At 43.0% G+C, this 10,696-nt stretch carries 11 protein-coding genes and 1 riboswitch; all 11 genes read right to left on the reverse strand.

What is annotated here, in order from left to right; all coding sequences use genetic code 11:
* Positions 1–138 precede the first annotated feature (138 nt).
* Complete coding sequence (gene ung / locus PHAL_RS0118370; RefSeq protein ID WP_016709899.1) at positions 139–801, reverse strand: uracil-DNA glycosylase; 663 nt, start codon at positions 799–801, stop codon at positions 139–141.
* Positions 801–1,649, reverse strand: a complete 849-nt coding sequence (locus tag PHAL_RS0118375; protein WP_016709900.1) for a cobalamin-binding protein — start codon at positions 1,647–1,649, stop codon at positions 801–803. Before PHAL_RS0118375 ends, ung begins: the two co-directional genes overlap by 1 nt.
* Positions 1,649–2,248 (reverse strand): cob(I)yrinic acid a,c-diamide adenosyltransferase, encoded by a 600-nt coding sequence (gene cobO, locus PHAL_RS0118380; RefSeq protein WP_016709901.1) that lies wholly within the window; start codon positions 2,246–2,248, stop codon positions 1,649–1,651. The genes PHAL_RS0118375 and cobO overlap by 1 nt, the downstream gene beginning before the upstream one ends.
* Positions 2,245–3,735, reverse strand: coding sequence for a cobyric acid synthase (locus tag PHAL_RS0118385; RefSeq protein ID WP_016709902.1), 1,491 nt, complete (start codon positions 3,733–3,735; stop codon positions 2,245–2,247). The genes cobO and PHAL_RS0118385 overlap by 4 nt, the downstream gene beginning before the upstream one ends.
* Entirely contained in the window at positions 3,732–4,259 is a 528-nt protein-coding gene (gene cobU, locus PHAL_RS0118390) for a bifunctional adenosylcobinamide kinase/adenosylcobinamide-phosphate guanylyltransferase (protein ID WP_016709903.1), read from the reverse strand. The genes PHAL_RS0118385 and cobU overlap by 4 nt, the downstream gene beginning before the upstream one ends.
* Positions 4,256–5,056, reverse strand: a complete 801-nt coding sequence (locus PHAL_RS0118395; RefSeq protein ID WP_016709904.1) for an adenosylcobinamide-GDP ribazoletransferase — start codon at positions 5,054–5,056, stop codon at positions 4,256–4,258. Before PHAL_RS0118395 ends, cobU begins: the two co-directional genes overlap by 4 nt.
* Positions 5,056–6,120 carry a nicotinate-nucleotide--dimethylbenzimidazole phosphoribosyltransferase gene (gene cobT / locus PHAL_RS0118400; RefSeq protein WP_016709905.1) on the reverse strand — a complete coding sequence of 355 codons (1,065 nt, stop codon included), beginning with the start codon at positions 6,118–6,120 and terminating at the stop codon, positions 5,056–5,058. Before cobT ends, PHAL_RS0118395 begins: the two co-directional genes overlap by 1 nt.
* A 3-nt stretch (positions 6,121–6,123) precedes the next feature.
* Positions 6,124–7,119, reverse strand: a complete 996-nt coding sequence (locus PHAL_RS0118405) for a FecCD family ABC transporter permease (protein ID WP_016709906.1) — start codon at positions 7,117–7,119, stop codon at positions 6,124–6,126.
* Complete coding sequence (locus PHAL_RS0118410; RefSeq protein WP_016709907.1) at positions 7,109–7,942, reverse strand: ABC transporter ATP-binding protein; 834 nt, start codon at positions 7,940–7,942, stop codon at positions 7,109–7,111. Before PHAL_RS0118410 ends, PHAL_RS0118405 begins: the two co-directional genes overlap by 11 nt.
* A gap of 84 nt (positions 7,943–8,026) precedes the next feature.
* A riboswitch (cobalamin riboswitch) is annotated at positions 8,027–8,151 on the reverse strand.
* A 39-nt stretch (positions 8,152–8,190) separates the two neighbouring features.
* Positions 8,191–8,805 (reverse strand): histidine phosphatase family protein, encoded by a 615-nt coding sequence (locus PHAL_RS0118415; protein ID WP_016709908.1) that lies wholly within the window; start codon positions 8,803–8,805, stop codon positions 8,191–8,193.
* Positions 8,806–9,058: 253 nt separating this feature from the next.
* Entirely contained in the window at positions 9,059–9,487 is a 429-nt protein-coding gene (locus tag PHAL_RS0118420) for an FKBP-type peptidyl-prolyl cis-trans isomerase (RefSeq protein ID WP_016709909.1), read from the reverse strand.
* Between the last annotated feature and the right edge of the window lie 1,209 nt (positions 9,488–10,696).

The following is a 10,696-nucleotide window of genomic DNA, read 5'->3' on the forward strand; positions in this document are numbered from 1 at the left end:
TAACTGCCAGGGCCTTTGTTTTATCGGTAAATATATATTGCGCGTTGCCTACCCCACGTAATTAAGACTTGTGTAGCAGCGATTTTACATCGCGACTGAATTTTATATTTGCGCGGGGTAAACCCGCGCCTACAATTCTTAAACTTGCCAATCGATCGCGGTTTTACCTTGCTGGGTTAATAACTGATTGGTTGTAGAAAAATGCTGACAACCAAAAAAGCCACGATGGGCAGACAACGGCGAAGGATGTGGGCCATTTAAAACATGATGACGGTTGCTATCAATGCCCTTCCCTTTTTTTTGCGCATGAGCACCCCATAAAATAAACACCACACCCTCGCAGTGTTGGTTAATATGGGCAATCACTTGATCAGTAAACTGCTCCCACCCCAAATGCTTATGCGAATGAGCTTGGCCTTGTTCAACCGTTAATACGGTATTGAGTAAAAACACCCCCTGCTCTGCCCAACGTTGTAAATAACCATGTGTTGGAATGCTGAAACCTAGAATATCAGCCGCCAGCTCTTTATAAATATTTTTTAATGACGGCGGCAGTTTACTGACTTCAGGCAACACAGAGAAACACAAACCATGCGCTTGCCCTTCGCCGTGATATGGATCTTGTCCTAAGATCACGACTTTTATTTCACTCAGCGGTGTTGCATCAAAAGCGCTAAATACCTGTGATTGAGGCGGATATACCGCGATGCCTTCGCTGCGCTTTTGTGCTACCGTATCAAGCGTCTGTTGCATATAAGGTTTTGCACATTCGGTTGTTAAAAAGTCTTGCCAATCACTCATTATGGCTCCTTAATTATTGCGCGTGAATCATCTATTTTAATACACATATCATCAAGGCCATCAATCATCCGTGTTGTAAAACGGTGTAATAAATCAGCATTTACACTAATAAACTGCTTATACTTCACTGCGGGCACCTCAGGCCATTGCGACCAATCAATCACAGCTTGTTGCTGCTGTGACTTTTCGTCGGGTAATATAATCACTTCAGGCTTTGCCACCACAACATTTTCAATGCTGATCTGCGGGTAGTCAGTACGGCTGTTTGCAAATACATTGCGCCCTTGGCAAATATCGATTAGCTGATTGATCCAAGTATTTTTACCCACCGTCATCATTGGCTCAGGCCATAATTGATAAAATACTGCTACCTCTGTTTTATGTTGGTATTCAGCTCTGATAGCAGCAATTTTATCTGCAAATTCAATTGCAGCTTGCTCGGCAGCTTGCTCTCTCCCAGTCAGCATTCCTAAGCGGCGCAACTCATTTGGCACTTTATCGACTTCGCTGGCATCGCTGTAAGCAACGTCAATTCCAAAGCGCTCAATACGCGCTAAGTCTTCTGCTTTACTGCCTGTTTTCCAAGCTAAGACTAAATCGGGCTTAAGCGCTAATAGCTTTTCTAGCTGAATCCCTTGATGGCCACCAATGCGGGGGATATCGTTAGCTGCTGCTGGAAAGTCTGCATATTCAACTGTGCCAACTATTTGCTCGCCCGCACCTATGGTATAGAGGTTTTCAACAATATGGGGAGCAAGCGCGATAATTCTTAACTGCTGTTTGCTCGTAGCTGCAATAACGCTAAAGCTGTGTAAGATAACTAATAAAAAAAAGGCTAACCTAACCATTAGTAATCAAAGCCTATTTGCGCTTTAACGCCTGCGTCAAACGCATGCTTAACATTGCGTACTTCACTGACGGTATCGGCTAAATCAGTTAACTTACGATGCGCGCCACGACCTGTCACAATCACAGACTGCATTGGCGGACGATTAGCTATCACTTCAAGCGCTTCATCTAAATCAATATAGCCATAGGTGATCATATAGGTGATCTCATCAAGTAATACTAAGTTTATTGATTCATCAGCCAGCATACGTTTAGCTTCTTGCCACGTTGCTTGCGCCGCTGCGGTATCTGACTCTTTATTTTGCGTCTCCCAAGTAAATCCGGTATTCATAATAGCAAACTCAACCCCTGCACCTTGCAGTAAGTTGCGCTCGCCACAAGGCCAAGTGCCTTTTATAAACTGACATACAGCGGCTTTCATACCATGACCGACACAACGCGTTACTGTGCCAAACCCTGAGGTGGATTTTCCTTTACCGTTACCGGTGATCACCTGAAAAACGCCTTGCTCTGTCTGCGCTGCAGCAATGCGTTCATCTACCTTATCTTTTACTTTTTGTTGGCGTTGCTGGTGTTTATCGTTACTTGTGTCGCTCATAGATTACTTCCTTCCCAATCTTGGTAAATTTCTGTGATTTTTTCTAAATCTAAATATTTTTTACACATATTTGCTAAGCGTGTTAGTTGCTGCTCGCGATGTGTATCGATGTCTATTAATTGCGTAATACCACTATTGGGTAATACCCAATCAAGTATTAATTGCGTGGCTTCGCGGTTATCAAACAAGCCGTGTAAGTAAGTACCTGCTATACAATTATCGACTGATATAAAACCGTCTTGCACAACATTATGTGGATGCTGCGTAAATTTTAAAAAAGGCTTATCGAGTGCCGGGCCTTGACTACTACCAGCATGAATTTCATAGCCTGTCACTTTAGCCTGCTGTCCTTGTAAAATGATCATCCCTTGTGCTTGGGTAAGTACTTTTTGCTGCCCAAGATGAGTCACAAAATCTGCAAAGCCTAAACCTTTACAATGAGTTTGCTTGGATTCAACTTCGTCAGGATCAAAAATATCAGAGCCCAACATTTGCAAACCGCCGCAAATACCGAGCAATTTACCACCGTAGCGTAAATGGCGCTTAATTTGCTCCCCCCAGCCTTCATTTTTTAAAAAGGCCAAATCGCTGATCACATTTTTACTGCCCGGAATAATAATCAGATCAACATTCGGGATTGCTTGGGTATGGCGAACATAGTCAATATCAATCTGCGGATTTAATCGCAGCGCATCAAAATCAGTATGATTACTAATATGTGGTAGCAGCAGTACTGCTATTTTTACTTTAGCTTGGGTTACTTGGTTATCAATCGCAACCGCATCTTCGGCATCTAAGGCAAGATCATGTAAATATGGTAATACACCTAACACAGGCTTCCCTGTGTATTCTTCAAGCCAATCGAGGCCACTTTGTAGTAATGCAATATCACCGCGAAAACGATTAATTACAAATCCCTTTACTCTCGCTTGTTCAGACTCGCTTAACAGTGCCAAAGTACCAACTAAGTGCGCAAATACGCCGCCCTTGTCGATATCAGCAATGATGATAACAGGGCAATCAACCGCTTCGGCGTATCCCATATTAGCAATATCACCAGCACGTAGATTGATTTCAGCAGGGCTACCCGCCCCTTCAACCACTAGCAGCTCAAACTCTTCGCTTAAGCGTTGTTGCGAGGTGAGCACCGCATCCATCGCGACTTTTTTATAATCGTGGTACGCCTGTGCTTCCATATTGCTAATCGCTTTGCCGTGAATGATCACTTGTGCGCCAGTATCACTGTTTGGTTTGAGTAAAATAGGGTTAAAATCAACTCGTGGCGCAACTTTAGCGGCAATAGCTTGTAATGCCTGCGCACGACCTATCTCACCGCCATCTTCGGTTACCGCGCTATTTAAAGCCATATTTTGCGGTTTGAATGGCGCAACTTTAATGCCTTGCTCGACAAATACCCGACACAGTGCCGCCACTAAGGTACTTTTACCGGCGTCTGATGTTGTGCCCTGCACCATCAATGTTTTCATTGTGATTGCCCTTTAAGTGTTAAGGCAAGACCTGCCATTATAAATTCAACACACGCAGCTTTTACTGCAATCGCTTGGTGCAACCAGCCAGATTCATCCACAAATTGACGACTAAGCTCGCCAAGCGGCACAATGCCATGACCCACTTCATTACTGACAAAAATGACTTGCCCAGGTAAGTTATCAAGGGTATTTAGCAGTGCCGTTTTTTGTTCACTCCAGCAGCTATTGCTATGACATAAACAGTTACTTAGCCACAAGGTTAAACAATCAACTAAGATGCAGTTATCTTTGCTGCTATGTGCTTGCAGTGTTGCTGCTAAGGCAATGGGTTCTTCTATTAATTGCCAATCTGTAGGGCGCTGTTGCTGGTGATGCTTAATACGCGCTTGCATTTCTTTATCATGAGCTTGCCCTGTTGCAAGGTAAATAACAGGCTTATTAGTTTGTTGTGCAAGCTGCTCTGCAAAACGGCTTTTACCGCTGCGCGCACCGCCTAAAATAAGCGTGTGATTAACGTTCATAATAGACTCACTAAAGTTAAATAAATTGCAATTTCACTTAGCTGTTGTGCCGCACCGAGGCAGTCGCCGGTGTAGCCACCTAACTGGCGTTTGAACCAACTTATTAAAATCAATCTTAAAAGCAATAAAACAGCACTGATAATTAGCGCTGATTGCCATGAAATAATACCAAGTAAAATTAAACCAGCCAGTAAAGCGGCGGCGGTTAACAGTAAAATAGTTAAACTTGTAACCGATAAATGCATCGCCAGCGGTTTTACTTTTGAGGTGGCATCTTCACTGACGTAATCCATGCTCATAATTAGACTCGTTGCCACCATACGGCTTAAACATTGTCCGAGTAAAATTGCACTCAGCACACTTGATAATGATTCACTAAGAAAGAGTAGGCTCTGAAATTTAATTAGCAGTATGATAAATAATGCCGCCGCCCCGTATGTGCCAAGACGGCTGTCTTTCATAATGGCAAGTTTTTGTTCTACCTGCCAACCGCCACCAAAGCCATCCCAAACGTCAGCCCAACCATCTTCGTGAAAAGCTCCGGTTAACAGCAGCCCTATTGCCATCATTAATAGGATGCTAATTGATGGCGGAAACAGCAGCTGGAAAACACCATAACTAAGCGCTAATAATCCACCGAGTAACAAACCAACGAAAGCAAAATAACGACTTGCTTGGTTTAAATGCGCAGTACTAACATCAAAGCGTAATTTAACAGGTATGCGAGTTAAAAAGCTGATTGCTAATAATAGTAACTGCCATTGCGTAACGTTATTGTACACTGAGTTATTTTGCATTAACTAACAACCTGCTCTACACCAGCATCAGCAAAACTCGCCATTTGATTATAAAAACCCAGTGCAGCTTGCAGTAACGGGAGACTTAGCGCCGCGCCGGTGCCCTCTCCCAAACGTAAATCGAGTTGTAGCAGTGGCTTAACATTTAGAGCCTCTAACATAAGCTGATGCCCTTGCTCATTTGAACAATGCGCAAATATTAAATACTCTTTAACTTCGGGGTTAATCGCGATAGCAACCATAGCTGCGGCGCTACAAATAAAGCCATCAACAACGACAACCATGCCTTTCTCAGCAGCACTAAGCATTGCACCTGTTATATGCACAATTTCAAACCCGCCTAACGCAGCAAGTAAAGTCATCGGATCAGCAAGGTGTGATTTATGTAATGCTAGCGCCTGCTCTACTACCGTTATTTTGCGCTTTACAATATCATCGCTCACCCCAGTGCCTTTACCTACACACTGCTGCGCGGGTAACTTTAGTATTGCCGCCATAATTGCTGCAGCACTGGTGGTGTTGCCTATACCCATTTCTCCAAATGCAACAGTATTACAACCGTTAAGATACAGCTGCTGGATAAGTTGCTTAGCATTATTAAAGCCTTGCTGCACTTGTGAGGTGCTCATCGCCATTTCAGTATTTAATGGCTTGGTGATGCTACCTAAACGACAATTGTGCACACTCGCTGCTGTGACTGGATGCAAAGTGCCACAATCAACTACTTCAAGCTGCCAGCCAAGCTGTTGGCAAAATACATTGATGGCTGCACCACCGCTGACAAAGTTAGCAACCATTTGAGAGGTAACATCACTGGGTGCTATCGACACGCCTTGCGCTGCCACACCATGATCCCCTGCAAAAACCAATAAAGTAGGCTTGCTGATACTAGGCGTGAATGCTTTAAACGCGTGTTCCTCAGCCACATTTTGGCTAAACACTGTAACCAGTTGCATAGCACATTGCTCAAGCAGTCCAAGTGCGCCTAATGGTTTGGTTTTTTGATTTATTTTATCAGCGATTATATGGCTAAACTGGTTCGTCATTGTGGGTATATTAAACATCGGTTAGCTCTCTCGCTTGCGAAAATAAAGTAACGATAAAAAGAACACACTACCAATTGCAGAGGTGATCACGCCAATAGGTAACTCTTGATTGGCAAGTAGAATACGCGACAACACATCAACCCATACCATAAATGTGCCACCAACCAGTGCGGTCATCATTAAGCCACTGGGTGTGCCTTGGGAAATAAAAAAGCGCACAATATGCGGGATCATCAAACCAACAAAACCTATGCCGCCACACATGGCGACTAATACAGCAGTGATCAAAGAGCTAAGTATCAACATTAATAGTCGAAAACGTTGCACCGGGATACCTAGCGTTACAGCACTTTCATCACCTAATAACATTGCATTGAGCTGACGGCGAAAACCTATCATTATCGCTGTACAACTTAAAATAACTAAAGCAGGTAACCAGAGTGTTTCCCAATGAGCACGAGCAAAGCTGCCTAACGTCCAAAATAAAATAGCGGTGATCGCCTGTGGATCGCTAAAGTACAACAATAAACTAGTAAATGCGCTAAATAAAAATGAGAGCGCCACCCCTGCTAATAACATGGTTTCAACTTGCCCACGACCTGCCCGCCCAGCAATAAAAACCAGTAATAACATCGTAACCAAACTGCCAACAAACGCTGCCGCAGACATGCTGATTCCAGCACTTACACCAGTGATGGTAATAAAGCACACCACGCCAAATGACGCGCCCGATGAAATACCAAATAAATAAGGATCGGCCAACGGGTTACGCGTCACTGTTTGTAAAATTAACCCAGCAATCGCTAAACCAGAACCTGCTAAAAAAGCCAATAAGGTACGCGGCATCCGTAATTGCCAGATGATTCTTTCAATAAAGGAGTCATGCCCTTGCCCTATAAGACTATGGTACACATCAATGAACTTACTGGGGGCAGCACCAAAGCTCAATGCAATAAAAATACTGACAACTGCCAATATTAATGCAGTGACAACAGCTAGAGAGTGATTATTTGCCATTAGTCACTCCCGTCTGATAACCATAAAAGTAGGTAATATGCGGAATCACCTTGTCTAATTGCTCGCTTTGAGGATGCAGGGATACCTCAGCGCACACGCCAAATACATCGCTGAGCATTTTTTCAGTGATCACTTGCTCTGGTGTGCCTGATGCAACTAATCGGCCTTTTTTGAGAACCAACAATTCATCACACATACTCGCAGCGAGATTCAGGTCATGAAACGATGCTAAAACGGTCACATTAAGCGACTTAGCCAATTCCATTAGTTGAATTTGATATTTAATATCTAAATGACTAGTAGGCTCATCCATAATGAGTAATTTGGGGCCTTGTACAATAGAGCGCGCAATTAATGCCCGTTGCTTTTCGCCACCCGAAAGAGAATCAAACGATTGCTGACAATGATGGCTCAAGCCAACTTGTTCAATCGCCTGTAAAATTAGTTCTTTATCCGTTGTTGTGGTAGAACTAAATAAGCTTTTGTGGGGGGTAAGCCCAAGGCTTACAACATCATAAAGAGATAAGTTAAATTGCGAAGGTGTTTCCTGCAGTACAACGGCTACCTGTTTAGCATACTCATCCGCACTTAACTGCCAGATGTTCTGTCCGGCAAAGGCAACCTCGCCACTGCCTGGCTTGCTATAACGGTATAAACAACGCAGTAAGCTTGATTTACCTGCACCATTGGGGCCTAACAAACCGATGAACTGCCCTGCTTTTATCGAAAAATCGATACTTTGCAAAATAGTAGTACTGGCTACAGACCAAGATAAGTTGGTAACTTTAAGTAAAGGAGGTGGCGCTGCGTCAGGTGTATGCAATGTGTTGTTCTCTCTGGCGATAGCAAACCCACAGCACTACAACCCATAACATTTATGGTGAAAATAGAAGAGTTAACCCGCTCGTTGATTCAAATTAACGTATTTTGTATCTGACTTATCACCCAGGTGACTTACAGTTGCGGGTACAGTTGAGGACTTTCACCCCATTCCAAAATACATAAGGCTCTATTATGGGCAGGTGAATAAATATTTCAATGAATATCTTTCTAGACGGCTAGTAATCGTATTTAAAAAATAATTCTAGGCCATGCATGACCACTTTCATCAATAAAAACCTCAATGCACACATGCTTACCATAGCCGATGGAGAAAATATTTTGTTGCTGAGATTGTTTAGGTAACTGGCAAATTATCGCGAGCAGCTGTTTGATCACTCCTGCATGAGTGATCACCAACTGCGCTTGAGTGTTGGTTTTTGCAATATCAATTAGTAGAGTGTGCCACCATGTCGCAATCCGTTCATAAAATTCAGCCATGCGCTCGCCACCGGGCGGAGTAACATGCCATGGTTCTTGCCAAAAATCACCAATACTCGGACTATGTGTTTGTTGCCATAAAAATTCATATTTACAACCATCCCACTCGCCAAAGTTATACTCTCGGATTTGATCCGTTAACACTAGGGGGATTTGTTGGCGATTAGCAAGCTCAGTTGCAAATACGCTGCAACGTATTAGCGTAGAACTAATAATGCGTTCTATACCCGTAATTCCGGCAACGGCAGAGTTTAACTGTTCGACACCATTTTTGCTTAATGCAAAATCGGTATGTCCGGCCAAAACACCTTGCTCAACAAGTTCTCCATGACGTAATAAATAAACACGACTAGAAAATGGTGTCATAACATCCTTAGTAAAAATAATGAATCGAGCTTTGAATTATTAAGTAATACCAATCATATCAAGTTACTGACCATTTATAGCGACAGATAAATGGCGTGATAACAAGGCATAAATTTTGACATGTAGTTGTTCTCGGCAATTGCTTCTGCATTGCTCTACCTCCTGCATCCATGCAGTCATTTATACGCAGTTAGCGCTTTATTTAGCTCGCTAGAATGGTTAAATATTTAAGTTGATTGATATAAAGCACCGCTTAAGCTAAACGTATTAAACGCACATCAAAATGCAATACCGCATTAGCACCTATTTTACCGCCATTACCTTTGCGACCCCATGCCAGTTCAGGAGGAATAACAAACTCATAGCGAGAACCAACAGTCATCAATAGGATACCTTCTCGTAATCCTTCAATAGCCTCAGCTAATGCAAACACTTCCGGCATACCCGCTTTATAGCTGTCAGCTATAACACTACCATCTGCTAACATAATACGCTGATTAATTACCACAGTATCTGAATCAGTTACCTGCTCTGCAGACACTTCATCAATTACCTTATACATTAAACCAGAATCACACCGTTGAGTATCAGGGTGACTACTAAACTTTGCAATAAAACTTTCACTGTTTTTACGATTAAGCCCCGAAGAGCCTTTTGATTTTGTTGTCTTTTTCCGTGCCACCTAAGCTCACTTATTTATACTATAAATAAGGTGATTTATCGCATAAGTAGAGCAATAAACGCAAGTGTTATAATAAGTTTCGAGTTTCGAGTTTCGAGTTTCGAGTTTCGAGTTTCGAGTTTCGAGTTTCGAGTTTCGAGTTTCGAGTTTCGAGTTTCGAGTTTCGAGTTTCGAGTTTCGAGTTTCGAGTTTCGAGTTTCGAGTTTCGAGTTTCGAGTTTCGAGTTTCGAGTTTCGAGTTTCGAGTTTCGAGTTTCGAGTTTCGAGTTTCGAGTTTCGAGTTTCGAGTTTCGAGTTTCGAGTTTCGAGTTTCGAGTTTCGAGTTTCGAGTTTCGAGTTTCGAGTTTCGAGTTTCGAGTTTCGAGTTTCGAGTTTCGAGTTTCGAGTTTCGAGTTTCGAGTTTCGAGTTTCGAGTTTCGAGTTTCGAGTTTCGAGTTTCGAGTTTCGAGTTTCGAGTTTCGAGTTTCGAGTTTCGAGTTTCGAGTTTCGAGTTTCGAGTTTCGAGTTTCGAGTTTCGAGTTTCGAGTTTCGAGTTTCGAGTTTCGAGTTTCGAGTTTCGAGTTTCGAGTTTCGAGTTTCGAGTTTCGAGTTTCGAGTTTCGAGTTTCGAGTTTCGAGTTTCGAGTTTCGAGTTTCGAGTTTCGAGTTTCGAGTTTCGAGTTTCGAGTTTCGAGTTTCGAGTTTCGAGTTTCGAGTTTCGAGTTTCGAGTTTTTCAAGATTAAAGTATGGGAGAGTGAAAGAGGCAAGCCGTTTTAAAGGTGTATGTTGCGCTCTGAGGAGTTCGTGGCGTTCTTTAATCCGTGGGAGCCCTCAACCCACGCTGCGGTATCCAGGTTGACACTGTGCGGCTGACAGCTGACAGCTTACTTTATTCCAGACAACAAAAAACCCGTTACATTGCTGTAACGGGTTTCTCTTATTGGGAGCCATGGTGCGCTACGCAGTAGGATGACCTACTTTCACATAACAAATGCTACATCTCATCGTCCGTGGCTTTATTTATCCGTGAGTATCAGATACTCAATTCACGCTACGATGTATAGGCTAACACTGTGCAACTCGCTAACTCGCTAACTCGCTTACTATTTCACTTTCCTGTAAACGTAAAAAAGCCCGACTCTTTTGAATCGGGCTTTCTCAATTTGGAGCCTGGCGATGACCTACTTTCACATAGCAAATGCTACACTATCATCGGCGCTGTTTCGTTTCA

The organism is Pseudoalteromonas haloplanktis ATCC 14393 (assembly GCF_000238355.1).
GTDB classification, from domain to species: Bacteria; Pseudomonadota; Gammaproteobacteria; order Enterobacterales; family Alteromonadaceae; genus Pseudoalteromonas; species Pseudoalteromonas haloplanktis.